At 56.8% G+C, this 23,810-nt stretch carries 27 protein-coding genes and 1 tRNA gene; 14 read left to right on the top strand and 14 right to left on the bottom strand.

The features are described from left to right. Positions 1 to 4: 4 nt before the first annotated feature. Positions 5 to 619, top strand: a complete 615-nt coding sequence (locus ACR0B3_RS04725) for an SOS response-associated peptidase (RefSeq protein ID WP_480808068.1) — start codon at positions 5 to 7, stop codon at positions 617 to 619. Here ACR0B3_RS04725 and ACR0B3_RS04720 read toward each other — a convergent pair. Both ACR0B3_RS04720 and ACR0B3_RS04715 read right to left on the bottom strand, forming a co-directional pair. Then, on the bottom strand, positions 616 to 1,170 hold the full coding sequence (locus ACR0B3_RS04720) for a L,D-transpeptidase (RefSeq protein WP_170685366.1): 555 nt from the start codon (positions 1,168 to 1,170) through the stop codon (positions 616 to 618). The two genes, ACR0B3_RS04725 and ACR0B3_RS04720, sit on opposite strands and share 4 nt — an antisense overlap. Positions 1,171 to 1,338: 168 nt before the next feature. After that, positions 1,339 to 1,545: a cold-shock protein gene (locus tag ACR0B3_RS04715; protein WP_170573203.1), complete on the bottom strand. Its 207-nt coding sequence runs from the start codon at positions 1,543 to 1,545 to the stop codon at positions 1,339 to 1,341. Between the two features lie 327 nt (positions 1,546 to 1,872). On the opposite strand from ACR0B3_RS04715, the gene ACR0B3_RS04710 reads away from it, so the two are divergent. Next, positions 1,873 to 2,424: an REP-associated tyrosine transposase gene (locus ACR0B3_RS04710; protein WP_480808067.1), complete on the top strand. Its 552-nt coding sequence runs from the start codon at positions 1,873 to 1,875 to the stop codon at positions 2,422 to 2,424. A gap of 129 nt (positions 2,425 to 2,553) precedes the next feature. Here ACR0B3_RS04710 and ACR0B3_RS04705 read toward each other — a convergent pair whose 3' ends face one another. The 5 genes from ACR0B3_RS04705 to ACR0B3_RS04685 form a co-directional block, all read right to left on the bottom strand. After that, on the bottom strand, positions 2,554 to 3,282 hold the full coding sequence (locus ACR0B3_RS04705; protein WP_480808066.1) for a hypothetical protein: 729 nt from the start codon (positions 3,280 to 3,282) through the stop codon (positions 2,554 to 2,556). A 30-nt stretch (positions 3,283 to 3,312) separates the two neighbouring features. Next, the gene (locus tag ACR0B3_RS04700) at positions 3,313 to 3,672 is read right to left on the bottom strand and encodes a hypothetical protein (RefSeq protein ID WP_480808065.1); all 360 of its coding nucleotides are present in this window, start codon (positions 3,670 to 3,672) and stop codon (positions 3,313 to 3,315) included. Further along, positions 3,669 to 4,001 carry a hypothetical protein gene (locus ACR0B3_RS04695; protein ID WP_480808064.1) on the bottom strand — a complete coding sequence of 111 codons (333 nt, stop codon included), beginning with the start codon at positions 3,999 to 4,001 and terminating at the stop codon, positions 3,669 to 3,671. The genes ACR0B3_RS04700 and ACR0B3_RS04695 overlap by 4 nt, the downstream gene beginning before the upstream one ends. A 54-nt stretch (positions 4,002 to 4,055) precedes the next feature. Then, the gene (ettA, locus tag ACR0B3_RS04690; RefSeq protein WP_480486725.1) at positions 4,056 to 5,723 is read right to left on the bottom strand and encodes an energy-dependent translational throttle protein EttA; all 1,668 of its coding nucleotides are present in this window, start codon (positions 5,721 to 5,723) and stop codon (positions 4,056 to 4,058) included. Between the two features lie 93 nt (positions 5,724 to 5,816). Beyond that, complete coding sequence (locus tag ACR0B3_RS04685; RefSeq protein ID WP_480808063.1) at positions 5,817 to 7,208, bottom strand: KAP family P-loop NTPase fold protein; 1,392 nt, start codon at positions 7,206 to 7,208, stop codon at positions 5,817 to 5,819. A 103-nt stretch (positions 7,209 to 7,311) separates the two neighbouring features. Between ACR0B3_RS04685 and ACR0B3_RS04680 the strand changes: the two genes are divergently transcribed. The 3 genes from ACR0B3_RS04680 to dacB all read left to right on the top strand — a co-directional run bounded on the left by ACR0B3_RS04680 (position 7,312) and on the right by dacB (position 9,978). Next, on the top strand, positions 7,312 to 7,779 hold the full coding sequence (locus tag ACR0B3_RS04680; protein ID WP_480808062.1) for an MOSC domain-containing protein: 468 nt from the start codon (positions 7,312 to 7,314) through the stop codon (positions 7,777 to 7,779). A gap of 32 nt (positions 7,780 to 7,811) precedes the next feature. Then, a complete protein-coding gene (locus ACR0B3_RS04675) occupies positions 7,812 to 8,432 on the top strand; it encodes a nicotinate-nucleotide adenylyltransferase (RefSeq protein ID WP_480808061.1) in 621 nt (206 codons plus the stop codon). A gap of 67 nt (positions 8,433 to 8,499) precedes the next feature. Beyond that, the gene (gene dacB, locus ACR0B3_RS04670; protein WP_480808060.1) at positions 8,500 to 9,978 is read left to right on the top strand and encodes a D-alanyl-D-alanine carboxypeptidase/D-alanyl-D-alanine endopeptidase; all 1,479 of its coding nucleotides are present in this window, start codon (positions 8,500 to 8,502) and stop codon (positions 9,976 to 9,978) included. Here dacB and ACR0B3_RS04665 read toward each other — a convergent pair. Together ACR0B3_RS04665 and ACR0B3_RS04660 are read right to left on the bottom strand one after the other, a co-directional pair. Then, positions 9,975 to 10,397, bottom strand: a complete 423-nt coding sequence (locus ACR0B3_RS04665) for a tellurite resistance TerB family protein (protein WP_480808059.1) — start codon at positions 10,395 to 10,397, stop codon at positions 9,975 to 9,977. The two genes, dacB and ACR0B3_RS04665, sit on opposite strands and share 4 nt — an antisense overlap. A gap of 154 nt (positions 10,398 to 10,551) precedes the next feature. Then, entirely contained in the window at positions 10,552 to 11,838 is a 1,287-nt protein-coding gene (locus ACR0B3_RS04660) for a DUF1963 domain-containing protein (RefSeq protein ID WP_480808058.1), read from the bottom strand. 214 nt (positions 11,839 to 12,052) lie between these two features. Between ACR0B3_RS04660 and ACR0B3_RS04655 the strand changes: the two genes are divergently transcribed. The 3 genes from ACR0B3_RS04655 (at position 12,053) to ACR0B3_RS04645 (ending at position 16,499) form a co-directional block, all read left to right on the top strand. Beyond that, the gene (locus ACR0B3_RS04655; protein WP_480593287.1) at positions 12,053 to 13,627 is read left to right on the top strand and encodes a lysine--tRNA ligase; all 1,575 of its coding nucleotides are present in this window, start codon (positions 12,053 to 12,055) and stop codon (positions 13,625 to 13,627) included. A 48-nt stretch (positions 13,628 to 13,675) separates the two neighbouring features. After that, entirely contained in the window at positions 13,676 to 14,077 is a 402-nt protein-coding gene (locus ACR0B3_RS04650) for a DUF4864 domain-containing protein (protein ID WP_480593286.1), read from the top strand. A gap of 136 nt (positions 14,078 to 14,213) precedes the next feature. Beyond that, on the top strand, positions 14,214 to 16,499 hold the full coding sequence (locus ACR0B3_RS04645) for a glycosyl hydrolase family 28-related protein (RefSeq protein ID WP_480808057.1): 2,286 nt from the start codon (positions 14,214 to 14,216) through the stop codon (positions 16,497 to 16,499). Between the two features lie 37 nt (positions 16,500 to 16,536). Here ACR0B3_RS04645 and ACR0B3_RS04640 read toward each other — a convergent pair whose 3' ends face one another. Continuing rightward, positions 16,537 to 17,202 (bottom strand): hypothetical protein, encoded by a 666-nt coding sequence (locus ACR0B3_RS04640; RefSeq protein WP_480808056.1) that lies wholly within the window; start codon positions 17,200 to 17,202, stop codon positions 16,537 to 16,539. 154 nt (positions 17,203 to 17,356) lie between these two features. Between ACR0B3_RS04640 and ACR0B3_RS04635 the strand changes: the two genes are divergently transcribed. The 3 genes from ACR0B3_RS04635 to ACR0B3_RS04625 all read left to right on the top strand — a co-directional run bounded on the left by ACR0B3_RS04635 (position 17,357) and on the right by ACR0B3_RS04625 (position 18,675). Continuing rightward, positions 17,357 to 17,683: an antibiotic biosynthesis monooxygenase family protein gene (locus ACR0B3_RS04635; protein ID WP_170687253.1), complete on the top strand. Its 327-nt coding sequence runs from the start codon at positions 17,357 to 17,359 to the stop codon at positions 17,681 to 17,683. A gap of 65 nt (positions 17,684 to 17,748) precedes the next feature. Continuing rightward, positions 17,749 to 18,156 carry a universal stress protein gene (locus ACR0B3_RS04630; RefSeq protein WP_480808055.1) on the top strand — a complete coding sequence of 136 codons (408 nt, stop codon included), beginning with the start codon at positions 17,749 to 17,751 and terminating at the stop codon, positions 18,154 to 18,156. A 72-nt stretch (positions 18,157 to 18,228) separates the two neighbouring features. Continuing rightward, positions 18,229 to 18,675, top strand: coding sequence for an excalibur calcium-binding domain-containing protein (locus ACR0B3_RS04625; protein ID WP_480808054.1), 447 nt, complete (start codon positions 18,229 to 18,231; stop codon positions 18,673 to 18,675). A gap of 65 nt (positions 18,676 to 18,740) precedes the next feature. Here the strand turns inward: ACR0B3_RS04625 and ACR0B3_RS04620 are convergent, their stop codons facing one another. Then, entirely contained in the window at positions 18,741 to 18,890 is a 150-nt protein-coding gene (locus ACR0B3_RS04620; protein ID WP_480808053.1) for a hypothetical protein, read from the bottom strand. A gap of 179 nt (positions 18,891 to 19,069) precedes the next feature. Here ACR0B3_RS04620 and ACR0B3_RS04615 point away from each other — a divergent pair, with 179 nt between their 5' ends. Continuing rightward, complete coding sequence (locus tag ACR0B3_RS04615) at positions 19,070 to 19,423, top strand: MmcQ/YjbR family DNA-binding protein (RefSeq protein WP_170687250.1); 354 nt, start codon at positions 19,070 to 19,072, stop codon at positions 19,421 to 19,423. Here ACR0B3_RS04615 and ACR0B3_RS04610 read toward each other — a convergent pair. Next, complete coding sequence (locus tag ACR0B3_RS04610; RefSeq protein ID WP_480808052.1) at positions 19,420 to 20,127, bottom strand: ORF6N domain-containing protein; 708 nt, start codon at positions 20,125 to 20,127, stop codon at positions 19,420 to 19,422. The genes ACR0B3_RS04615 and ACR0B3_RS04610 overlap by 4 nt on opposite strands. A gap of 215 nt (positions 20,128 to 20,342) precedes the next feature. Here ACR0B3_RS04610 and ACR0B3_RS04605 point away from each other — a divergent pair. After that, a tRNA-Arg gene (locus tag ACR0B3_RS04605) sits at positions 20,343 to 20,420 on the top strand. Between the two features lie 105 nt (positions 20,421 to 20,525). Here the strand turns inward: ACR0B3_RS04605 and ACR0B3_RS04600 are convergent. Further along, entirely contained in the window at positions 20,526 to 21,002 is a 477-nt protein-coding gene (locus ACR0B3_RS04600; RefSeq protein WP_480808051.1) for a GNAT family N-acetyltransferase, read from the bottom strand. 13 nt (positions 21,003 to 21,015) lie between these two features. Next, complete coding sequence (locus ACR0B3_RS04595; protein ID WP_010442452.1) at positions 21,016 to 21,327, bottom strand: ETC complex I subunit; 312 nt, start codon at positions 21,325 to 21,327, stop codon at positions 21,016 to 21,018. 274 nt (positions 21,328 to 21,601) lie between these two features. On the opposite strand from ACR0B3_RS04595, the gene uvrB reads away from it, so the two are divergent. Further along, positions 21,602 to 23,788 carry an excinuclease ABC subunit UvrB gene (gene uvrB, locus ACR0B3_RS04590; protein ID WP_170733624.1) on the top strand — a complete coding sequence of 729 codons (2,187 nt, stop codon included), beginning with the start codon at positions 21,602 to 21,604 and terminating at the stop codon, positions 23,786 to 23,788. The last annotated feature ends 22 nt before the right edge of the window (positions 23,789 to 23,810 follow it).

Here is a 23,810-nt window from a genome sequence, read left to right as displayed (position 1 = left end):
GGCGATGCCGGGCCGGTTCTTCCTGACGCGATCAATGGCAGAAATCGCGGGTTTTCTGAACGTTGAGAACAACCTTGGGCCGCAGCCCCCACGCAGAAATATTCAACCGGGTCAGGAGGTTGTTGTTCTCGCCCGCGATGGGCTGACGACCATGCGTTGGGGCATGATCCCCGTTGGCCGGGTCAATGCGCGCGGACGTCCCGTTATGGAGACCATCATCAATGCCCGTTCCGAGACGGTTTTTGACAAAAGCGCATTTGAGGGTGTCGGGCGAGCGGTCATTCCGGTGGATGGCTGGTACGAATGGACAGGGGAAAAGCGGCGCAAAACAGCGTGGCGCATCGCGGCCAAAGACGGATCACCGCTGCTGTTTGCAGCGATCACCGATACTTGGGAGGCGCCGGGCGGGTTGCGCGTGGATCAGGTTGCCTCTGTGACCTGCGAGCCCAATGCCGATGTTAAGCCGATCCATCACCGGATGGGCGTGCTGCTGGAGGGGCAGGACGTGCAGCGCTGGTTGCATGGGGCTGAAGAAGAAGCGCAGAGTTTGGCTCGCCCTTGGCCCGAAGGTCGATTGACGATTGAAGAGGCTGACGACGTCGATTGGTCGGCGGCCTAGACCACGGTAACGACCGTTCCGATTGGCACTCTGTTATACAGATCGATCACATGCTCGTTCAGCATTCGGATGCAGCCGTTTGAGGCCGCCCGCCCGATCGTCTGCGGTTGCGTTGTGCCGTGGATGCGGAAATAGGTGTCGATCCCGTTCTGGAACAGATACAAAGCCCGTGCACCCAAGGGGTTATCGCCGCCGCCGGGCTGAACATAGTCGTTGTCCTTGAACCGGCCATAAGCCACTGGGTCGCGCTCGATCATCTCATCGGTTGGCCGCCAAGTGGGCCATTCCTTTTTGACATCGATCGTTGCGGTCCCGGTGAACTCCAGACCGGCCTTGCCGACACCGCAGCCATAGCGGACCGCCTTGCGGGGTTCGGTTATATAATAAAGGTAGAATGACCGCGGAACGACCAGCAGCTGCCCCGGTTGAAACTGCTTTTTTACGCGCACGAATTGCGGCGTCGGATCATATTCGACCGCCTTCTTGGCGCTGGCGACACCCGGCAGCAGGCTTGCAGCGGTACCGGCCAGAAAGACACGGCGTGTGAACATGGTGACATCCCTCAAATGAGCAAAGAAATCATACTTACGTATCAGTATGATAACCGATTTGGGCAATCTTGGGGCGTCTACACCGATTTGTGAAGCTATGCCCTGTCACATGAGGCAGTTTGATCACAGTATGTAAGGGCAGGATAAAAACCCTGCCCTTTCAGCAGCTTAGGCCAGCTGAATGTCGTCCGCGCTTTCGCGGCCGTCACGGCCAGCGCGCAGCTCGTACGTGACTTTCTGGTTATCGGCCAGACCGGTAAGGCCCGAACGCTCGACCGCCGAGATGTGTACGAAGATGTCTTTGCCGCCATCTTCGGGTGCGATAAAGCCGTAGCCTTTGGTGGTGTTGAACCATTTTACGGTGCCTGCTGGCATATCCGTTGTCTCCTGTTTGGTGCTGCCCACGGAGTTGCGGCAGCCCGGCGTCGTTGTCTGGATCGAGTGACTGAGCGCCGTAGAAGGAGACAGTAGGTCGAAATAGAAAAACGTAAGCCTCTTGGATATGGCATCGGTCAGACGGTGTGGCAAGGGCGGATTGTATGGATTGTACAAGGGTTTGAGGGGGAATCGTCCGTCTTGTACAAAAATCCGCCGACGATTTTGGTTATTGGATGGCCGGATATCGATAAGCTTAAGTTATCTTGCGGACTCACACGCCGGCCCTTTAGAGTCCGTTAACCATGCCCATGATCCACTTAAGGCATGAGCGATTATCGACGGGTTCGCATTCCCGGAGCCAAATACTTTTTCACCGTGTCTCTGGCCGACCGGTCGTCGGATTTGCTGGTGCGCGAGGTGGCGCATTTGCGGGCGGCCTTTGCGGCAACGCAGAGAGAGCGGCCGTTCTGGTGCGATGCGTTTGTGGTGTTGCCGGATCACCTGCACGCGGTTTGGACCTTGCCGCCGGGGGATACGGATTATTCGACGCGATGGGGTTCGATCAAGGCGCGGTTTACGCGCGGGGTGAAGGCGTCGGGAGTGGTGGGGTGGAACCCCACCCTACGCGCGGATTCGAAAATTGCGAAGGGGGATGCCGGGGTTTGGCGGCGCCGGTTTTGGGAGCACACCATTCGGGACGAACAGGATTACCGCAATCATATGGCGTATTGTTGGGGCGGAGCCCTGGTCAAACACGGGTTGGTCGAGCGCCCGACCGATTCTCCGTATTCGTCAATCCATCGCGATATTCGCGCAGGTCGAATTGATCCGGAGTGGAGAGGTGCGGTCACCGAAGGGGCGTTTGGAGAGCCGTAGGATGGGGTTTCACCCCATCATTTGAGAGGTCGGAATTTGGTACTGGTTTGGTACGCGGGAACAGATCGTGCGGGTGTTCGCGTAGGGTCTTTGAGTGAGTGATGGGGTGAAACCCCATCCTACGCTTGCTCACTCATAAAGCGGAACCGGATAAAATCGTGTGGGGAGTTCCTTTTTTTCAGTATATCTTCTGACCCAGGATCCAACCGTAAAATTCTGTTTCCAATCTGCTGCGCTCGACGAGTTTGAATAGATTAACCTACTATCCCCATTGCCCTCCCCAAGAATACCAACATGGCCGGTCGCGACTCGTTTAGATTTCCCATCCACTATGATAAATTCAGTCGGTGAAATAACGATTCCTCCCGGTGGAATATCGTCGGCAGCAAGATCACTCGGAAAGCAATGATTAAGCTCTTGCTCGAAATTCGTTGTCAGATCTGTTTCATGGACGCTTCTACCCAGAGCATCTTGAATGAGATGGCGCACAGCCCAAACACAGGCCAAGTTACCTCCATCGGGTCCAGAAGCTGAGGAGTAGTTTCCCTCTGCACTAACGCAAAACTCATGAACCTTGCGATGATCATTTTCATGAGACGCGCTGCAAGTTTCTGTTCTTTCTCTAAAAACCGCAAAACGTCCGGCAATGTAATCTTCAATATCTATGACAGTTTCACTGCCAATATATTGATATGGCAATCCGCTTTCACTCAGGAACAAATGCTGCCCGCTGTCATCATCAGCATATTCAGTAATTAATAGATAAGAACTATCGCCGTCAGTTCTTTCCAAAAATGAAAAATTTGAAGCGTCGCTGTTCTCAAAAAAACTCTCTACGCCATATTCAGTCAGAGACATTTTCCGACTCCTTCCAGTCAATTTGGCTAATTAAAAAATTGCAGTTACGATGCTACCTGACGGCAATACAATATCCTTTGTCCGAGGTTCGCTTAGCAAATCCCCATCATACTGAGTATTTGCCAGATCGCAGAATTTTTTTGCAATTTTCGAAGAACTATCCCCAAGACCGTCGTTGAGAATGTTAATTAAATTCTGATCTCGGGCCACGTTTGCACCGCATTCTCGCAATAATTCCGATCTCAAACCACCATTGGGCGCTGATGGCGTGTTGGTTTCTATTTCGGTCTGGGCCGAGCCGCCTGGATTTTCGCATGCTGCTAAAACCAGAAAGCAAATTATTGTTAATTTTCTGAAAACGATGTTGTTTTTCGCCACAACTAACTTCATTGCGATACCGTATCGCCCAGATACTTTCCGCTAATCGTAGTCCCGTCATCAAATGTCACGTCTACATCTTGGCCTGGCTGTAAACGTTGTGGTTTAATTTGCTGGTCAAAACGTTTGCAATATTCTTCTGCGACTAATTTCGCTTGCTGAACTGAAAGCGACACCGCGCCAGGAAAGAATATCGAAACTAACTCAACAACGCTTGCAGCACTCAGTGCCACCTTACATCCGCTTGCTATTAGACCTTCTACTGTAACGTTTGATTCGTCCTGATTAGTGCAAGCAACTAAGAATGGTAGTGAGTAAAAAACAAAGTCCCTGCGTTTCATAATAATAGTCTCCCAAACAATAAAATATTTTGGGAGACTATCACATTTCTAAATCTAGCGCACGAACTTCTTATGCTTCAACCGCTTGGGCTCCAGCGCGTCTGGTCCAAGACGGCGCTTTTTGTCTTCTTCGTAGTCCTCGAAGTTGCCCTCGAACCATTCCACATGAGCGTCACCCTCGAAGGCAAGAATATGCGTGCAAATCCGGTCGAGGAAGAAGCGGTCGTGTGAGATGACGACGGCGCAGCCGGCGAAATCGACCAGCGCATCTTCCAGCGCGCGCAGGGTCTCGACATCGAGGTCGTTGGTCGGTTCGTCGAGCAGCAGCACGTTGCCACCCTCTTTTAGCAGACGGGCCATGTGGACGCGGTTGCGTTCACCGCCGGATAGCAGAGAGACCTTTTTCTGCTGATCACCGCCCTTGAAGTTGAACGATGAGCAATAGGCACGAGAATTGACCTGCGCGTCGCCCAGTTGGATGATCTCGGCGCCGCCGGTGATCGCCTCCCACACGGTATCGTTGTCTTTCAGGTCATCGCGGGACTGGTCGACATAAGACAGCTCGACGGTGTCGCCCAGCGTGATGGTGCCGCTGTCGGGCTGCTCCTGCCCGGTGAGCATCTTGAACAGCGTCGATTTACCCGCACCGTTGGGGCCGATGACGCCGACGATGCCGCCGGGGGGCAGAGCGAAGTCCAGCCCTTCGATCAGTTGCTTGTCGCCCATGTGTTTCGACAGGCCCTCGACCTCGATCACCTTGCCGCCAAGGCGCTGGCCGTTGGGGATGACGATCTGCGCGCGGGTCAGTTTCTCGCGCTCGGACTGTTCGGCCAGTTCGTTATAGGCGTTGATCCGGGCCTTGGATTTGGCCTGACGGGCCTTCTGGCCCTGACGCATCCATTCCAACTCGCGTTGCAGAGTCTTCTGCTTGGATTTATCCTCGCGGGCTTCCTGCTCCAGCCGTTTGGCTTTTTGTTCCAGCCATGCGGAATAGTTGCCCTCGTAGGGAATACCGCGGCCGCGGTCGAGTTCGAGGATCCAGCCGGTGATGTCGTCCAGGAAATAGCGGTCGTGGGTGACGATCAGGATGGTGCCCTTGTAGTCGATCAGGTGCTGTTGCAGCCAGGCGATGGTTTCGGCGTCCAGGTGGTTGGTCGGTTCGTCGAGCAGCAGCATGTCAGGCGCTTCCAGCAGCAGCTTGCACAGCGCCACGCGGCGTTTCTCACCACCCGAGAGGTTGGCGATGTTGGCATCATCCGGCGGGCAGCGCAGCGCCTCCATCGAAACGTCGATCTGGCTGTCAAGGTCCCACAGGTTTTCCGCGTCGATCGCGTCTTGCAGGGTGGTCATCTCTTCCATCAGCTCGTCCGAGTAGTTCTCGGCGATCTCCATGGCGATTTCGTTGAAGCGGTCGACCTTGGCCTTTTTCGCGGCCACGCCCAGCATGACGTTCTCGCGGACGGTCAGCGATTCATCCAGCTGAGGTTCCTGCGGCAGATAGCCGACCTTGGCGCCCTCGGCCGCCCATGCCTCACCGGTGAAGTCCGTGTCGAGGCCCGCCATGATCTTCATCAGCGTCGATTTACCTGCGCCGTTGACGCCGACGACACCGATTTTCACGCCGGGTAGAAAGCTTAGGTGGATGTTTTCAAAGCACTTTTTGCCACCGGGATAGGTCTTGGAGACACCCTGCATGTGGTAGACATATTGATAGGCGGCCATGTCGCGTCCTCTGGGTCGGGGAAATTGAGTTGGGCGGTGTGATAGCGGATGGTTAGGGTGGGGGCAATCCGCTGTTCAACACGGCTGCCACATTCATGCGAGCTTAAAGACGTCTGCGTAGTTCCGAAGAAGATGGTAGAGCACACTCGAGTCAAAACTGTTGAGTTGTGAGTGAACATCCTCACCAAAGTATTCAGACCAAAAGTCGACTGTTAAGTTTTCGGAGAAACAAAGAAACCAGGCGACGCTGAGCTTTTCGATTTCGCTCTTATCTACCTCCAGAGGAAATAGCGGTTTGATCGTCCGGCTTACTTCTTCCCATGTTACTCGACCTTCGCGGATCAGATGAATGACCTTGGGTGCGAATGCTTTGAAGAATAAGAGGCCCACCAGAAGGTAATGGCGATATTCGTTTGTGCTCGACGAGGCGAAAGGTGTTGTCGCAATCAATCGGGCAAATTGTTGGATGCCTCGAAGGGATAAATCCGCACTGTCAGCCAAGTGCTCTAAATAAGTTTGGCCAATTTCGTAGTAATAGTCACCTTTGATTTGCATCTGATCACCAAGAAATTCGTAATAATTCAAGTAAACTGAACGCATATTCCTGTTTGTTATCCGGTTTTGGAGGCGGAGAGAAACGGTAGTGAACTTTTGAAGGTAAAGAGACGCGTCTACACCCTGTCCATAACGGGCACGAGTACTGTTTTCTAACTCCCTCAAGTTCACTCCAAGAACGAAGTGCACGCCCTCGACGTCGAAGAAGTGTTTGATGGTTTCCGGCAGTGACAGAGCATAATCGGGGCGACATCGATCTAGCTCATCCACAACGATCACAAGTTTCTTAGTGGGTTTTGCGTCAGCGCCGTTCTCTGATTTGGGTTCAGTCAAATCGGTAAGCGCGAGACGAAATGCGTCCATGGCCGCGATTTTCGCTTGATGTGCATCCCAGAATTGATCCGCTTGCTTGTCACCCGTCTCCTTGCTGAGGAAGGCTTTTGCTTCTTCACCCACAGACTGCGCGATTTCATCACCCAGATCGCTGAGTATTTCGGTTGCGCCGAAAGTAACTGCGGATAGTCCAATTCGCCCAGTAGCCTTGCTCACAGCCCACGCGGTTTTCTTGAGGTTTTGTGTCCGTTTTTCGTTCTCTTCTTGTTGATTGTCTTCAGATGTTCGAAACCGATTAGCAATCGCTCCGGTCAACGCAACAAGCGGATCATCCAGATAATCATGTTTGAACGCATCGAAATAGACAGTTTGTGTCGTATGCTGGTTCCGTTTCAGATGTTCACCCACCCAGCACTTCAGGAAGAACGATTTGCCTGAGCCCCATGCTCCGTCCAAAGCAATCACCAGTGGGTCGTTTATCCGTTCGACCAATTCTGAAAGCTTGTCGCCTGTAGCTCTGCGTGAGAGTTTATCGTGCTCAGCAAACCCGTCTTCGTAGAGCTTAATCTTGGGCTCTGGTATGGTCAGGCGTGGCATGTCGTTCTCCAATTCACAAATCAATCAGCGCTACTATTAGCGACTGCATTCGGAAGAGCCAGACTGCTAAATGAGGGGAGGAGATGCGGAGGAAAAGTCTGGAATGTCACTGAAAACTCTCATCGCAGGGTGGGCGCAGCCGGGACGTGTCGAATGGATCGGCCTTCGGCCAGAACGCCGGGCGGAGGTGATTACCGTAGATGAGGCCATGATCTCAGCCGACGGCCTCGACGGAGACCGCAGCCGTGCAGGCAAGCGGGCGGCGACTTTGATCCAGCAGGAGCATCTTGCGGCGATTGGCTCTTATTTGGGGCAGGGGGTGGTTGCGCCTGAAATCCTGCGGCGCAATCTGGTGGTTTCGGGGATCAATTTGGCGGCGCTCAAGGGGCGTGAAGTGCAGGTTGGCGAAGCGATTTTGCGTTTTACTGTGATCTGTGCGCCTTGCAGCCGGATGGAGGAAGCGCTGGGCGAGGGGGGCTATTCCGCTGTGCGGGGGCATGGGGGATGGTGCGCAGAGGTTGTTCAACCCGGACGGGTCAAGGTAGGCGATGTGGTGCAGCCGATTGATTGACAAGCCGCGTCAGTTCTGAACATCAGCGTGGGATGGAGCGATATGCCATACCATATGCGCGGCCCGGGCAGGTCGTGGGTTTGTTCGGGGGGTCGTTTGATCCTCCGCATCAAGGCCATGTGCATGTGACGCGTGAGGCGATGAAGGCATTTGGGCTGGATCGGGTTTGGTGGCTGGTGTCGCCGGGCAATCCGTTGAAGGAACGCGGGCCTGCGCCCTTGGCACAACGGGTCGCAGCGGCGCGCGATGTCATGCAGCATCCGCGGGTCGAGGTCACGGATATCGAAGCACTGACCGGGACGCGGGCGACGGCGGATACGTTGGCGGCGCTCAGGCGGCTTTATCCGGGCGTCCGGTTCGTCTGGTTGATGGGCGCGGATAATCTGGCGCAGTTTCATCGCTGGAAAGACTGGCGGCTGATCATGGACAGTATCCCGGTGGGCGTGGTGGCGCGGCCCGGCGATCGGATTTCGGCCCGGATGTCCCCGGCGGCGCGGCTTTATGCCAGGTACCGCATTGATGGGCAGGCGCGGCATTTGCTGGGGCGAGCGGACGCTCCGGCCTGGTGTTTCGTGAACGTGCCGATGGTTGATCTGAGTTCAACTGATCTTCGCAATCGCGGCATCTGGGGCGATGGGGTGTTGCCCGAATGACTCCTATCGGCGCATAATCTTAATCAAGTGATTGTCTGCATTAAAGCTCTGGGATTCTAATAGACCCATGGTTGATCGTATTTCGCGTCGTTTATTTCTGGGTGGATTGGGGGCGTCTCTGGTTCCAGGCACGGGTCTGGCCGAGGCGCCTTTGGTGTCACTGCGCCCTGTGCTGCGCGGGCCACAGCCCAGCGGAGCCGAACGGCTGGTTCGGGCCGCAGGGCTGAAGGGCGAAGTTGTTTTTGCCGTGGCCGATGTGGAAACCGGAACCCCGCTGGAGGTTTTTGGCGAGGGCCAGAGCCTGCCGCCAGCCAGCGTCGCCAAGGCGCTGACGGCGCTTTATGCGCTTGATGTTTTAGGGCCAGAGCATCGGTTCGAAACGCGCCTGATCGCGGATGGGCCCATTGAGAACGGCACTCTAAAAGGCGACCTGATCCTTGCGGGTGGCGGTGACCCGCTGCTGGATACTGATGCGCTGGCGAGCATGGCAGCCAATCTGCGCAAGGCCGGGATTGTCGAGGTGCAGGGTGCGTTCAAAGTCTATGACGGTGCCTTGCCGTATGTGTTCAGTATCGACCCCGGGCAGCCGGATCATCTGGGTTATAGCCCGTCGATCAGCGGGATTTCCCTGAATTTCAACCGCGTGCATTTCGAGTGGAAACGCGAAGGCTCTGGTTATGGCGTGACCATGGATGCGCGCAGTTCGAATTATAAACCGTCGGTCGAGATGGCCCGGATGCAGGTCGAGAACCGCAGCCTGCCGATCTATACCTATCAGCCAAGCGCGCGGCAGGATCGCTGGACTGTTGCCAAAGGCGCGCTGGGCAATGAGGGGGCGCGGTGGTTGCCGGTGCGCAAGCCCGCGCTTTATGCCGGGGATGTGTTCCGCACTCTGGCGCGGGTGAACGGCATCGTCCTGGGCCGGGTGCAGGTGACGCGGCAGGTGCCGCAAGGGACCGCTCTGGTCGTGCATCAGAGCGACCCGTTAGTGAGCATTCTGAAGGGGATGCTGAGATATTCGACCAATCTGACCGCTGAAATGGTTGGTCTGGCGGCCACGAAGGCGCGCGGGGTTGAACCGCAGAACCTTGAGGACTCGGCCGCCGAGATGAACCTTTGGGCGGCAGAGCGTTTTGGTGCGGAGGGGATCGCGATGCTTGACCATTCCGGTCTCAATGGCGCGTCGCGCATGGCCCCTGCGGGACTGGTCAAGGCGTTGGTTGCGGCGGGGCAGTCCAAGGAATTGCGGCCCCTTTTGCGCTCGTTCACTTTGGCTGACAAAAACGGGCGGCCGGTCAAGGATCATCCCATCAAGGTGGATGCGAAAACCGGGACGCTGAACTTTGTGTCTGGTCTGGGGGGCTATCTGACCACGCCGGACGGGATTGATCTGGCCTTTGCGATCTTCACGGCGGATACGGCGCATCGGGCGACAATCCCGCGCGCGTTGCGCGAACGCCCGGATGGGGCCCGCGCCTGGAACCGACGCTCACGCAGCTTGCAGCGCACTCTGATCGAACGGTGGGGAACGATCTACGGCAGTTAAGTGGTGTGACGCGCCCGTGCACCGCGTTCGATTGCGGCGGCGTGCAGGCGGTCAATGCTGAGCTCGTAACGGATTTCTTCCAGCAGGCGCAGTTCGGTTTCAGCCAGCGAACCATCAGCGGCTGCGACGTCGCAGGCCAGCGCATAGGCCGTTTCATTCAAACGCTCGGGCAGGTTCTCGCGGATCAGGCCAAACAGGGCATCCAACCCATCCTCCTGTTCAAACAGGTCAAACACGATCTGCGAGACACGGCGCATACGGTCGATATCGTAACCGGCAAACACCGGCAGCATGTTGACTGCGCCTTCGATCTTGACCAGCTCGGCGGTGCGAATGGTCTCATCCGAGGCGGACACCGCGACCATGATCGCCACGAGGCAATCCTGCGGAGACATGGGATGAGGGATTTGCTCGGTCATGGGATCGTCCTGATTGATACGTCGGTTGCCGCACGATAGGAGCGGGGGCGGGGAGGTTCAACACCTCGATTGGAATCTGGCCTGCAAACGCACCAGCGGCTCCGAGCGACAGCGAACAATCGCCATCTCAATAAGGATATGATGATCGAAGAGCTCAATGCCCTTCAAGAGTGAACTCTGCTCGCTCCCAGTGACCGCTCTGTATATCTTCCGGCGTTATCCAGACCTGCACTGTACCCACATCACCCCATAGCCAATTCATTAACATGTCCGAGCCGAATTGAATTAGCATATAACTGTCGCGAAACCTCTCCGGAGCGCCTTGTACATTAATGCCCGAACCTCCGATCTGATGCCACATTGACCACCCGTTCCCAGTCCCGAAAGGGATGTCGTTAATCCGCTCGATATAACCCTCGGGCAAAGCATCAAAACGACCTTCGGTCATTAGCAGCAAAGCGGTGTCCAAGCCGATGTAGCGATCAACCAATTGGTATCCTCCCGATAAAGGCACTCTGAGGTCGCGGAAATCGGCGCTGAGGTGCGTCGATTTGGATTTCATGACTTCAAGGTCATTGTCAGACAGAGGGGCAAGGCGATCGAGGTTGAATGCCCAATCGACACATTCCTTCAATGCTGAGTCGTATGCTGAGCCTAATCGATCATAGGCCTGCAGGAATTGGTCAGCCCGCGCATTGTCTTCTTTCAGTCGTCTCAGTTCGTAGGGCTTTAAGGGCGGTGGTGGAGAAACGAGCGCGCGCAACCGACCAAGGATGCCATTGGTATCCTGTTCTTTCAACTGTGCAGCTGTGCGTTCCAAGCGGTCCTGGTAGAAGCCGCGCCAGAACGAAAGGTCTGATCTTCGACGATGCAGGTCTGATGCCCAAAGCTGTGCACTAAGTCCGAGCCACGGCTTTCCACCACGGCGGGGTAGATTGAAGAGGACACGCTCCATATTCCCGGCATTGGTGTTCTCTTTGAGCCACTCTTTAATCTCAGCGTCCGTGTGACCAGCGGCTATGTCTAGCGTATGGAACCCAATCGGGGCTTGCAGAAACTGTTTAGGCCCAGGAATTCTGTCGGATGCATATTTGAAATAGTAGCTATGGTCGTCCCCGTATACGGGGCCGATGTCTTCTGGTTCTGGAGTTTCGTCTTCGGCGGCATCGACATATATTACACGTCCCGGAAAATAGGGTTCTTGTGGTCCGCCTCCAGTGTCAGTTGAGAAAAAGAAGGCGAGACAACCGCTTTTGGGAAGTGGTGTTTGAGCCTGCGCCAAATCCTCCAGCGAGATCTGTGCCAATAGGTGCATTGGGCGGTTCGTGTGTGGACATCTTGGCCATTCAATGGGGCCTAAGCGGGGCGTACCGCCAAGCCAGCAGCTGGGCTTGTGTAGAGCTGCTCCCAGTTCTTTTCGCTTTAAGAGGATAGGTTGCATAAAAAGTCTGTCGTTAGAACCGTTTAGAAATATTCAGTCATCAAGCATCTGTTTCATGGGATTTGCAAGAGTTGAACCGGGCGCCGGGCTGCGTTCACTGAGCAAATCGACGCTAAATTCCCCACCCTTTATTGACTCATACTGCACCTGCACAATAACAGGGGCCGGTCTGGGCGCATGGGGTGTCTGGCACGTTTCCCGATGGAGTATCCAAATGTCTGACCTGCGTGAAACCGCGATGACGTCCAAGGCGTGGCCGTTTGAAGAGGCGCGGCGGTTGCTCAAACGGTATAAGCAGGGCGCTCCGGAGAAGGGATATGTGCTGTTTGAGACGGGCTATGGCCCCTCGGGTCTGCCGCATATCGGCACCTTTGGTGAGGTGGCGCGGACCACGATGGTCAAGCGTGCGTTTGAGGCGCTGTCGGATATCCCCACCAAGCTGATCTGCTTCTCGGACGATCTGGACGGGATGCGGAAGGTGCCGACCAATGTGCCGAATCCCGAAGCGCTGCAGGATTATTTGCAATGCCCGCTGACCTCGGTGCCGGACCCGTTTGGCACGCATGACAGCTTTGGAGAACATAACAACGCCATGCTGCGCCGGTTCCTCGATACCTTCGGGTTCGAGTACGAATTCTATTCGGCGCGTGAATTTTACCGCTCGGGCCAGTTTGACGAAATCCTCAAACGCGCCGTTGAAAAGTATGATGACGTGATGGCGATCATGCTGAAAAGCCTGCGTGAAGAGCGTCAACAGACCTACTCGATTTTCTTGCCGATTCATCCCGAGACGGGGCGGGTTCTGTATGTGCCGATGAAGAAGGTTTGCGCCGAGACCTTCACTGTCACTTTCGACGATGAAGATGGCAAGGAATGGACGCTGCCCGTGACCGGCGGAAACGTCAAGCTGCAGTGGAAGCCGGATTTCGGTGCGCGCTGGGCGGCGCTGGGCGTTGATTTCGAGATGTATGGCAAGGAACATGCCACCAACGAAAAGATCTATGACGCGATCTGCCGGGCCTTGGGTGGTCGTGCGCCCGAGCATTTCTCGTATGAGCTGTTCCTCGATGAGAACGGGCAGAAGATTTCGAAATCTTCGGGCAATGGTGTCTCGATTGATGAATGGCTGACCTATGCGCCGACCGAGTCGCTGGCCTATTTCATGTACCAGAAGCCCAAGACGGCGAAGCGGATGCATTTCGATGTGATCCCGAAAGCTTATGATGAGTATCATCAGCAATTGCGGGCCTACCCGGGGCAGGACCTGAAGGCGCAGTTGAACAATCCTGTGTGGCATATCCACGGTGGGAATGTACCTGAATCCACGCTGATGGTGCCCTTTGCGATGCTTCTTAACCTCGCGTCGGTTTCGGGAGCCGAGGATAAAGAGGCGCTGTGGGGTTTCATTCGCCGGTATGCGCCTGAGGCGACCGCCGAGACACATCCCGATCTGGATGAGGCGGCGGGCTTTGCGGTGCGTTACTTCAACGATTTTGTCAAACCGACGCGCCAGCACCGCGCGCCGACGGATCAGGAACGCGAAGCGCTGGAGGCGTTGAAGGCGGCGTTGGAGGCCTATGACGGGCCGATGGAAGACGAGGCACTGCAATCGGTGGTCTATTCCATCGGGCGCGAGCGGTTTGATCCGATGCGCGGCTGGTTCACGGCGCTTTATGAGGTGCTGCTGGGGGCGTCGCAGGGGCCTCGGTTCGGTGGGTTCATCGCGCTTTATGGCGTGCCGGAGACGATAGCCCTGATCGACAAGGCGCTGGCCGGAGAACTGGCCTGATTTGACCTGACCTCGCGTGGGGCTACTCTTGATTCAGGAGGTGGCCCCATGCGTCGATTATTGCTTGCCCTATCCCTGAGTGCCGGACTGGCATCCGGAGCTTTTGCTCAGAGTGACGAGATCGAGGCCAATATCTCGGCGCAGATACAGGCGTTCAAGGCGGATGACTTTGCCACCGCTTTCACTTTTGCCAGCCCCAATATCCAGCGCATGTTTGGCGATCCGGATAATTTCGGGGTCATGGTTCGGCGCGGTTATCCGATGGTCTGGCGGCCAGCGGATGTGCGGTTTCTGGAGCTGCGGGAGATTAACGGAGCCCTGTGGCAGAAGGTCATGATCACGGATGGTGACGGACGGGTGCATCTGCTGGATTACCAGATGATCCAGCAAGAGGGCCTTTGGAAGATCAATGGCGTGCAGTTGCTGGGTAATTCTGACCCGGCGGCTTAAGGCAACACCACCGTCACGGTGGTAAGAGCCGCGATTAATCCCTTTTCGATACTCAGACCCATGCGCTTGGGCTCATGGTCCGGGCGGTATCGGGTTTTGGCGCGCGTGCTTGGCGCGATTGGGAAAGGGATTTTACATGAACAAGGCAATCACCGACGGCATCGTGTTCATGCCGCCCGCCTATGCGGCTGGTCTTGGTGTCTGGTCCAGCGGCGACGGCACGCCGGGCTCTCCGACCTATGAGGGGTCGGGTACGGGCGTATTTGTCCCGGCGGACGCGGATTTTGCGGGCTGTCTGGAGATTTACAAGACGGCAGAACCGCAGCGGCTGCGCTATATGGGGCAAACGCCTTTGTTGCCCGGCTGCTATCTGCAGATCAAGGCGCGGGTGAAGGCGATCAGTGGGCCGCTGCCCGAGGTGCGGATCGCGGGCTGGGCCGGTGGTGCAGGAGATGCGCATGTGGACGGGTTGGTCGAGCAGGGCCCCGCGGTGCAACTGACCGGCTATGGCACAGTGCATGAGGTGACGGCCATCGTGGGCACAGGGCTGCGCCCCGGTGTGGATATGCCGTGGGGCAATGCGGCGCTTTACGGTCACTTTGGTCTGGATATCGAAGGCATGAACGGTGCGGTGGTGCGGGTCGATGATATCGAGATCTCAGATGTGACCTCGGTCTTCCTGCGGGACATGATCGGTTTGGTCGACGTGCGCGATTTTGGGGCGGTGGGCGACGGCGTTACCGATGACTCGGCGGCGTTTGAGGCGGCGGATCAGGCGGCGAACGGGCGCAAGGTTTATATTCCGCAAGGTGAGTTCCGGCTGGAAGAGAACACTAATATGGCATCCGAGGTCTCATTCGACGGCACCGTTACTATGCCGGTCGACAAGATGCTGCTGCTGACCAAGAATTTCGATCTGCCGACCTATATCACCGCCTTTGGTGACGAGATGCTGGCGTTTAAAAAGGCGTTTCAGGCGCTGTTAAATAGCTCGGACCATGAATCGCTGGATCTGGGCGGGCGCAAGATTGCGGTGACCGAACCCATCGATATGGCGGCGGCTGTGCCGAACCGGACGGGGTATGCCACCCGTCGGGTGGTGCGCAACGGACAGTTTGACGTCAAAAGCAGTTCGAACTGGGATACCGAGACCTTCACCTCAATCGCGACATACAGCCCGTCTGATCCCGATACGCTGACCAATGTGGCCAATGTGGCCAATATCCCGGTGGGGTCGCTGGTCACCGGCAGTGGCGTCGGGCGCGAGGTTTATGTGCAGTCGAAAAACGAAAGCACGGGTGAGATCACGCTGAGCGCGCCGACCTATGATGCGGCGGGTACGCAGACTTTTACCTTTACCTCGTTCAAATACCTGCTGGATTTCAGCGGATTCAGCGCGCTGCAGAAATTCAACATGGAAGGGATCGAGTTCCAGTGTAACGGTCGATGCAGCGCGATCCGGCTGTCTGCGGGCGGGAACACCTTTGTGCTGAAGGACTGTTTCATCAGTCGCCCGAAGGATCGCGGTGTCACCTCTATCGGGCGCGGATGCCAGGGAATGTTGATCGATGGCTGTCAGTTCCTGTCCACCGAGGAAAGTCTGGATGTACCGGATCGCACCTCAATCGCGCTGAATGCCAATGCCAACGACGTCAAGCTGCGCCACAACCGGGCCACCCGGTTCCATCATTTTGCGGTGCTGAGCGGCGACAACAATCTGGTGCTGGGCAACCATTTCTTTCAGGGCGATAACGTCGCAAACGGGGTGCGCAACGCCGGGTTGGTGATCATCGGCGGCTATAACAGTTCGTCCATCGCTGAGAACTATGTCGACAACTGCTTTATCGAGTGGACCAACGAGCATGACGCGAACCCGGATTATTTCACCAGTTTCTCGTTCAGCGCGCTGAGCATCACCGACAACATCTTTTATGCCAGCGATGTTGCCCCCTGGTTCAGCTATCTGGTGATCCGGCCTCATGGCACGGGTCATTTCCTGAACGGGCTGACGGTGACCGGCAACAAGTTCCGCGTCAACAATGTGCGGATCGACAGGGTGGATCGGGTCGACACCAGTTTTGCCGATCTCGACCCGGAACGGCACAAGAGGGTTTGTTTCGAGAACAATACGTTCCACGGCATTGACACCCCTTGCGCCAACCCGTTGCGGGTGCAGCATACGCAAAGCTCTCCGTCCTCGGCCTGGACAGTCAGTTCACAGGGGCAGCTGCCGTTTGGGGGCAGGGCGCGCGGGTGCGACTCGGTTGTGGCGCTGGGAAGCCTCAGGACTGCGCTGAACGCGATACGCTATGTCGCGCCATATGTCGAACTTCGGCAGGGGGCGAGCCAAAGTGATATTCGTCTGCGCTGGTCTGAAGGGTTGCGGGGGGCAGTCTCGACAATCCTGCGGATCGATACCTGATTGAGATGTGGGCCGCCTTCCCTTAGGCGGCCCATTCTCAATAGCTGCGCCAAAGGGCAAATTTGATCCCGATATTCTTATCATTCGAATTGCGTTCTGCGCCCAGAATCCAGGTGAGTTTTCCTGTCTTCGGACGATACATCAGCGAGGGTCGCACCCGCCAATACCAGGGGCGATCTGAAATATATGAAGTTTCGATCTGCAAAAGCGGATCGATACGCCGACCCGAGGACAGGCCAGCCGTTAAATCCAGCTTGTGGATCAGCGCCTCATGCGTGCGGTTCTCGACTGCAGCGTCGATATTGATCCATCCTCCGCCAATCCCGGTTTGAATGCCTTTGCCATATGAGAGCGTTGCTTTGTACATGGCCCAGGCGCCGTATTGGCGGTGGTGCGCACCGATACCGAACTCGGCGGCAAATCGGCCTGCCTGCCCGAGATCGGCAACCGGAATGCGGGCAAAGACCAGCGCGTGCCCATACAGATCCTGATGCTCTTCGGCATCCAGGCCGATCGTCAGTTTTGGCCTCAGCCCCCATTCGGCATAAAGCGCGGATTTGTATTTGTAGATCCCGTCCTCTTCTTTGAAGGCGGTGACTGAGAGCGCGGTGAAGCTTGAGCCTTTTTCGCGCAGCCACGCCCCGGCGAAGGCCGGAGTGCTCAGCAAAACGAGCAGCAGATAGAGAAGAACCTGACGCGCCATAGCTGCAGCATCGGCAGACTTGGTTAACGGATGGTTAGTATCTTGTTCATCTTCGAGAAAGTTTTTTGACCCTTGCCGCCTTGTATGTGCAGGAAAAGGGTGGCGTTTTCAAAAGCTGTGATAGGCTTGAGGGAGCTAGTTAAGGAGAAGCCAGATGCCGCAGATTTCCAAGACCAACAGTTATCAGACCGTCATCACCACATTCGAGATGACCCCAGGAACCTGCCAGGATCTTCTTGAAGCGCTGACGGCCGCCTATGCCGAGTTCATCTCAAAACAGCCGGGGTTCATTTCCGCCGGGCTGCATGTGAATGACGCCCAAACCCGGATCGCCAACTATTCGCAATGGGAGCGGCGCGAGGACTTTCTGGCGATGTTGCGGACGCCGGAAATGCGGGAACGCAATCGCAGGCTGAACGAGCTGTGCAAAAGCTTTGAGCCTGTGATGTATGACGTGGCCGAGACATTTGGTGATAGCTGATCTGTATCAAGGTGCAGCGTTGACGCGCGACGCAGGATAACAGCGCAACTACGGAGGCGCGTGCCATGTATCACAATATCCTTGTTCCCATTTCCTTTGACGCTGAACGGGACAGCTCGGGCGCATTGAAGCTGGCGCAGTTGCTGGCGACGCCTGAGGCCGAGGTCACCCTGCTGCATGTGGTTGAACACATCCCGGATTACGCGATCTCTTACATGCCCGCCGAGTATCTTTCGGAAGCACGCAAGGCGATCCAGGCCGAGTTGGACACATTGGCCTCGGGTGTGCCGAACGCCAAAGGATTGGTGATCGAAGGGCATTCCGGGCGCACAATTCTGGATTGGGCCGAAGTGAACAAGCCTGATCTGATCATCATGGCCTCACATCGCCCCGGCATGCAGGATTTGCTGCTGGGCTCGACGGCGACCCATGTGGTGCGCCACGCCAAATGTGCAGTGCATGTGGTGCGGTAATACCCGCCTTTTTCTTATATGGGCGCTCGTATGGCCATGGCTTTGCCACATAGGTCATGTAACAGCTTGGTCATGACGAGCGGGAAAGTGGCGAAAGAGGCTGAACCAAGCCCACGTTTGACACGGCGGCAGCGGAAGGCAGATGCACTGCGCAGGCAGGCCCTGTCACCGTTGCGTATTCTTCTTATGGTTCTGGCTCTGCCGATAACCACTGGAATGATCGCCATCGGTGTTTACCTGCGCGTCTCCGATTATGAGCGGCATGAAGCGGTGATACATCTGGTGGCGCTGGCCGGTTGCGATGCTGTTGGGATGTTGGGCTTTGGGCCATTCCGCGAAGGTGGTCCGGGATATCACAAGCGCAATGATCCCGATGGCGATGGTGTCGCCTGCGGGTCATTTGGCTTGCAACAGCAACGCAACGTTGCGATGCCGGGAAGAAACACCGAGACCACGTCTCAGAGTATCGAGCCCCCCAAACAGCGGACCGTTGGCACTGCTAAGTTTCTGAAGCCATGAAATGTGGGTTTCGAAATCTTTGAAAGATTTCGGGTCGCTTTCTTTTTAAGAAAGCGGTGCGCAGCTCAGGTGAGCCAGCGCACCGGCGCGCGATTGCAAAAGATTACGATCTGGCCCGAGTTTTCCACCACTTGATACCCGCGGCGGTGAATTTCTGCCATAAAGCGCTCCATCCCGACAATGCGTTCGATATCACGCGCCTTGCGTCGGATCACGCCACCCTGCTGAACGGCCTTGGACCTGAAAAGATCGCTGAGCCAAATTTCGGGCGAGAGGGGAGAGTTTTGGCTATTCATCACTGATGATTTGACGCAACAAGGTTAATGCGGGGTAAAGGGTTTATGGACGCATTCGGGACTTGCCTAAATTTGGTCAGAGCGCCACAGTCCCGGCGATGACACGTGATGAATTCAACTCTTTTTGTTCCGACCTCAAAGCGACAAGCCATGTGGTGCAATGGGGCAATGCCGATGTCTGGAAAGTGGGTGGCAAGGTGTTCGCAATCTGCGGCTGGAATGAGGGCAAGGACGCGTTCACCTTCAAGGCCACTGATCTTGCCTTTGAGGTTCTTGGTGATGAACCCGGCATCCGCCCAGCGCCCTATCTGGCATCACGTGGCATGAAGTGGCTGCAGGTTTACGAGGAACGCGGCATGAGCGATGCCTCGCTTCGCGATCATATCGTTATCTCGTATGATCTGGTTGTCGCCAAGCTGACCAAGAAGAAGCGCGCTGAACTGGGCCTCTAAGCCTTCATGGCGTGCAGCAATTCCAGCAGTTGTTTCCGGTCATCGTCGTCGGCATAGTCACCGGTCGCCAAACGTTCCGCGATGCGCAGGCGCAGGCGGTCTTGTTGCGTGCGCACCTCTTCGCCGGCGGTTTCGGCCAGCGTTTTCATGATCGTGGCCACCGCCTGCTGCCGTTTGGTGGTCGGATTGGCGATGTAGTCGACAAGGCTCTGCTGCCCGGAATCGAGGATGTTTTCGGCCAGATCGCGCAACTGATCTCCGTTGGGAAGCAGCGCAGGCTCGGCACCTTTCGCGGGCAGGACTTCCGGCGGGTTGCGCGGGGTTTCGGCCAGTGCGTTGGCGCCATCGACGAAGGCTTCGGTGATCATCCGCGTGATCCTGATCGCGCGCGGATCTTTGAACAGGGCCGAGGCGATGGCCACACCGTAATCGGTATAGACCCACGGGTTGACCCGCCGCCCACCACGGCCTTTGGGTTTTGAAATCACGTTCTGTGATTGCAAATCTGCGACTTCGGCATCGGTCAGCTGAAAGCGGTAGCCTTCGAACAGGTCCGCATTGCGCGAGACGGCCTGATTGAAGGCGCTGACTGATTTGCCGTAGAATTGCGCCAGGTCTTCGGCCAAAACCACGCGCTGCCCGCGCACCTTGTGAATGGCGCTTTGGACCTCATGCGGGCTGGGCAGGGTTTCCGGGTTTGTCATCGCATCCGTTTGGAATCACAATCTGTGATTTCAAACGTGACGCAGCGCGCGCTGGGCCGCAAGTTTGAACTGCGGGCGGGTTCGTCGACTTTTCCCAAAAAGGTCTGACCAGCCCTGCCAATAGTCTGATACTAATACAATTTTCAGATGACCGCTTTGACCCTCTATCAAGTTGACAAACCCAAAGGATTGACTGATACAAACGGAACAAGACCGGGCCGTTAGCTCAGCTGGATTAGAGCAGGGAACTTCTAATTCTCAGGTCGGGGGTTCGAGTCCTCCACGGCTCGCCACTTCTTCAGATTTTCTGCGAGTTTGGGCATGGATGCGGCCTGCGCATCTGGCTGCAGGCCACAGGGTCAAACTGCGCCAAGTGGCTTTTAGGTTGCCCCAATTTCCTATGCGTCGGGCCCTAGGTCCAATTGCATGAACGCGCTATTGGGATCGGGCGCGTAGCCATAGATCGGCCCGCAATAGGAATAACCCAGCGCCTCATAGAGCTTGCGCGCATCCTCATATTCCGAAAGATGCTCGGCACCGGTTTCGAGGACCAGCGCGGAAATGCCCTCGGCTTGGGCCAGATCGGCCAGATGGGTCATGATCACCCGCGCCAGACCCCGGCCGCGCGCGGCCGCAATCACATGTACCGATTTCACCTCAGCCGTGCCATCCGGCAGCACCTTGAGCGCCCCGCAGCCCAGAGGCCGATTTTCTTCGTAAAGCGCCCAAAAGCGAATGCCCGGTTCGCGCAGGGCATCAATGTCCAACGTGTGGTTCGAGGTCTGGGGCGTTGCATCCCAACTATGGGCGAGATGCGCTTGAATGATCGGGCGCAGATCCTTGGCGCCGGGGTCTGCTTCGCGAATCTCGATCATTCACTGGGCCTTGTCAGTGCGTCCAGGGTGCGCGCCGGTCGGTGGCGAAGTTTTCACCATAACCGCGCGCCCGCAGGTTCGGTTTGCGCTTATGCGGTTCGCTCACCTGTGCGTCGATACCGTTGTCCTTGGCGTAATCCAGCGCCTCTTCCTTGGTGTCGAATTTCAGGCGCACCTGAGTCTGAGTATCATTGGATGAGGTCCAGCCCATCAGCGGATCGACCTCGCGCGCAGAAGCGGGGGCATATTCCAAAACCCACTTGCGGGTTTTGGCCATTCCCGAAGTCATCGCATTTCGCGAAGGCTGGTAAATCCGTGCGCGCATGTCGCCTCTCCGTACTCACTTGGCTGAGGCTGTTTATGCGTCAGAGCGCGCGCCGGGACAAGATGACAAATGTCACGGATGCGTCGAACGTCTGATGCCGGAAACTGTCATCAGTGGCGCATATACCAGTGAATGCGATGGCCGACCGCGCGCGGCCCCAGAACCATGAGGCAAATTGCGGAGGGATTCGCAATTGCAGCCCGTCAAACACTGATCAGCCCTTGCAGCTGGACAAAATAAGAACAAATGTAAGGGCCTGATCCGGAGCCTGCCTATGCCATACGCCCATTCCGACAAGACACAATTGACCGCCGATGACGTGCGTGCGCGTCTGAAACTGGAAGGTGGCAAGCAGTTTGTCATGCACACCGAATTTGCTCCGGCGGGCGACCAGCCCACGGCGATCAAAGAGCTGGCTGGCGGTGTGAATGATGGGGAACGCGATCAGGTTCTGCTGGGCGCGACGGGCACAGGTAAAACCTTCACCATGGCCAAGGTGATTGAGGAAACTCAGCGCCCCGCCATCATCCTTGCGCCGAATAAGACGCTGGCCGCGCAGTTGTACGGTGAATTCAAAGGGTTCTTCCCCGAGAACTCGGTCGAGTATTTCGTGTCCTACTATGACTACTACCAACCCGAGGCCTATGTGCCGCGGTCGGATACGTATATCGAGAAAGAATCGCAGATCAACGAACAGATCGACCGGATGCGCCACTCGGCCACGCGGGCGCTGTTGGAGCGTGATGACGTGATCATCGTGGCCTCGGTTTCGTGCATCTACGGTATCGGCTCGGTTGAGACCTATGGGGCGATGACGCAGGACCTGAAGGTAGGTCACGAGTATGACCAGCGGCAGGTGATGGCCGATCTGGTCGCCCAGCAATACCGCCGCAACGATCAGGCGTTTCAGCGTGGGTCCTTCCGCGTGCGTGGCGATTCGCTGGAAATCTGGCCGGCCCACCTTGAGGACCGCGCCTGGAAATTCTCGTTCTTCGGCGAGGAACTAGAAACCATCACCGAGTTCGACCCGCTGACCGGCGAACGTGCCGCGACGATGGAGCAGGTGCGGGTCTATGCGAATTCGCACTACGTCACGCCGAAGCCGACGATGAACCAGGCCATCATCGGGATCAAAAAGGAACTGCGCATCCGGCTGGATCAGCTGGTGGGCGAAGGCAAACTGCTGGAAGCACAGCGACTGGAACAGCGCACTAATTTCGATCTGGAAATGCTTGAGGCCACCGGCGTCTGCAACGGGATCGAGAACTACTCGCGCTACCTGACCGGCCGCGCGCCGGGCGAACCGCCCCCGACCCTGTTCGAATTTATCCCCGACAACGCCATCGTTTTTGCTGACGAATCCCATGTCTCTGTCCCGCAGATCGGCGGCATGTACCGGGGCGACTATCGGCGCAAGTTCACGCTGGCCGAACACGGATTCCGCCTGCCGTCCTGCATGGACAACCGCCCGCTGAAGTTCGAGGAATGGGACGCGATGCGCCCGCAATCCGTCTTTGTCTCGGCCACCCCGGCAAAGTGGGAGATCGAACAGACCGGCGGCGTCTTCACCGAACAGGTGATCCGCCCCACGGGCCTATTGGACCCCGAGGTTGAAATCCGCCCGGTGTCGATGCAGGTGGACGACCTGCTGGATGAGGTGCGCAAGGTCGCCGCCAACGGCTTCCGCACGCTGGTCACCACACTGACAAAACGCATGGCCGAGGACCTGACCGAATACCTGCACGAGCAGGGCATCAAGGTCCGCTATATGCACTCGGATATCGACACGCTGGAACGCATCGAAATCCTGCGTGACCTGCGGTTGGGAGCCTTCGACGTGCTGGTCGGCATCAACCTGCTACGCGAAGGGCTCGACATCCCCGAATGCGGGTTGGTCGCCATTCTGGACGCCGATAAAGAGGGCTTCCTGCGCTCGGAAACCTCGCTGATCCAGACCATTGGTCGCGCCGCGCGGAACGCCGATGGCCGGGTGATCATGTATGCCGACAAGATCACCGGTTCGATGGAGCGCGCCTTGGGCGAAACCAACCGCCGCCGCGCCAAACAGCTCGCTTATAACGAAGAACACGGGATCACGCCGGAAACGGTGAAGAAAAATGTCGAGGACGTTCTGGCCGGTCTCTACGAAGGTGATGTCGACATGAACCGCGTCACCGCCACCATCGACAAACCGATGCACGGTGCGAATTTGGAGGCCCATCTGGACGGGTTGCGTGAGCAAATGCGCAAAGCCGCCGAGAACCTGGAATTCGAAGAGGCCGCCAACATCCGCGATGAGATCAAGCGTCTGGAAGCGGTCGACCTCGCCGTCGCCGACGACCCCATGGCGCGCCAATGGGCGGTCGAGAAAGCCTCGGAAGACGCGGTGAAATCGCGCGGACGGTCAACGGCTGGCAGGCCGGGGCAGCGGGGTGGGAATGTGAAGCGGAGGAAAAGGTGATGCCAATCTGAGTGTTTAAACT

This window comes from Ruegeria sp. CE9 (assembly GCF_056537425.1).
This window is presented reverse-complemented; position numbering and strand designations above follow the sequence as displayed.

Excerpts from the sequence above, each read along its gene's own strand:
- ACR0B3_RS04725 (WP_480808068.1), top strand. The coding sequence starts at position 5 with ATGCCGGGCCGGTTCTTCCTGACGCGATCAATGGCAGAAATCGCGGGT.
- ACR0B3_RS04720 (WP_170685366.1), bottom strand. The coding sequence starts at position 1,170 with ATGTTCACACGCCGTGTCTTTCTGGCCGGTACCGCTGCAAGCCTGCTG.
- ACR0B3_RS04715 (WP_170573203.1), bottom strand. The coding sequence starts at position 1,545 with ATGCCAGCAGGCACCGTAAAATGGTTCAACACCACCAAAGGCTACGGC.
- ACR0B3_RS04710 (WP_480808067.1), top strand. The coding sequence starts at position 1,873 with ATGAGCGATTATCGACGGGTTCGCATTCCCGGAGCCAAATACTTTTTC.
- ACR0B3_RS04705 (WP_480808066.1), bottom strand. The coding sequence starts at position 3,282 with ATGTCTCTGACTGAATATGGCGTAGAGAGTTTTTTTGAGAACAGCGAC.
- ACR0B3_RS04700 (WP_480808065.1), bottom strand. The coding sequence starts at position 3,672 with ATGAAGTTAGTTGTGGCGAAAAACAACATCGTTTTCAGAAAATTAACA.
- ACR0B3_RS04695 (WP_480808064.1), bottom strand. The coding sequence starts at position 4,001 with ATGAAACGCAGGGACTTTGTTTTTTACTCACTACCATTCTTAGTTGCT.
- ettA (WP_480486725.1), bottom strand. The coding sequence starts at position 5,723 with ATGGCCGCCTATCAATATGTCTACCACATGCAGGGTGTCTCCAAGACC.
- ACR0B3_RS04685 (WP_480808063.1), bottom strand. The coding sequence starts at position 7,208 with ATGCCACGCCTGACCATACCAGAGCCCAAGATTAAGCTCTACGAAGAC.
- ACR0B3_RS04680 (WP_480808062.1), top strand. The coding sequence starts at position 7,312 with ATGTCACTGAAAACTCTCATCGCAGGGTGGGCGCAGCCGGGACGTGTC.
- ACR0B3_RS04675 (WP_480808061.1), top strand. The coding sequence starts at position 7,812 with ATGGAGCGATATGCCATACCATATGCGCGGCCCGGGCAGGTCGTGGGT.
- dacB (WP_480808060.1), top strand. The coding sequence starts at position 8,500 with ATGGTTGATCGTATTTCGCGTCGTTTATTTCTGGGTGGATTGGGGGCG.
- ACR0B3_RS04665 (WP_480808059.1), bottom strand. The coding sequence starts at position 10,397 with ATGACCGAGCAAATCCCTCATCCCATGTCTCCGCAGGATTGCCTCGTG.
- ACR0B3_RS04660 (WP_480808058.1), bottom strand. The coding sequence starts at position 11,838 with ATGCAACCTATCCTCTTAAAGCGAAAAGAACTGGGAGCAGCTCTACAC.
- ACR0B3_RS04655 (WP_480593287.1), top strand. The coding sequence starts at position 12,053 with ATGTCTGACCTGCGTGAAACCGCGATGACGTCCAAGGCGTGGCCGTTT.
- ACR0B3_RS04650 (WP_480593286.1), top strand. The coding sequence starts at position 13,676 with ATGCGTCGATTATTGCTTGCCCTATCCCTGAGTGCCGGACTGGCATCC.
- ACR0B3_RS04645 (WP_480808057.1), top strand. The coding sequence starts at position 14,214 with ATGAACAAGGCAATCACCGACGGCATCGTGTTCATGCCGCCCGCCTAT.
- ACR0B3_RS04640 (WP_480808056.1), bottom strand. The coding sequence starts at position 17,202 with ATGGCGCGTCAGGTTCTTCTCTATCTGCTGCTCGTTTTGCTGAGCACT.
- ACR0B3_RS04635 (WP_170687253.1), top strand. The coding sequence starts at position 17,357 with ATGCCGCAGATTTCCAAGACCAACAGTTATCAGACCGTCATCACCACA.
- ACR0B3_RS04630 (WP_480808055.1), top strand. The coding sequence starts at position 17,749 with ATGTATCACAATATCCTTGTTCCCATTTCCTTTGACGCTGAACGGGAC.
- ACR0B3_RS04625 (WP_480808054.1), top strand. The coding sequence starts at position 18,229 with ATGACGAGCGGGAAAGTGGCGAAAGAGGCTGAACCAAGCCCACGTTTG.
- ACR0B3_RS04615 (WP_170687250.1), top strand. The coding sequence starts at position 19,070 with ATGACACGTGATGAATTCAACTCTTTTTGTTCCGACCTCAAAGCGACA.
- ACR0B3_RS04610 (WP_480808052.1), bottom strand. The coding sequence starts at position 20,127 with ATGACAAACCCGGAAACCCTGCCCAGCCCGCATGAGGTCCAAAGCGCC.
- ACR0B3_RS04600 (WP_480808051.1), bottom strand. The coding sequence starts at position 21,002 with ATGATCGAGATTCGCGAAGCAGACCCCGGCGCCAAGGATCTGCGCCCG.
- ACR0B3_RS04595 (WP_010442452.1), bottom strand. The coding sequence starts at position 21,327 with ATGCGCGCACGGATTTACCAGCCTTCGCGAAATGCGATGACTTCGGGA.
- uvrB (WP_170733624.1), top strand. The coding sequence starts at position 21,602 with ATGCCATACGCCCATTCCGACAAGACACAATTGACCGCCGATGACGTG.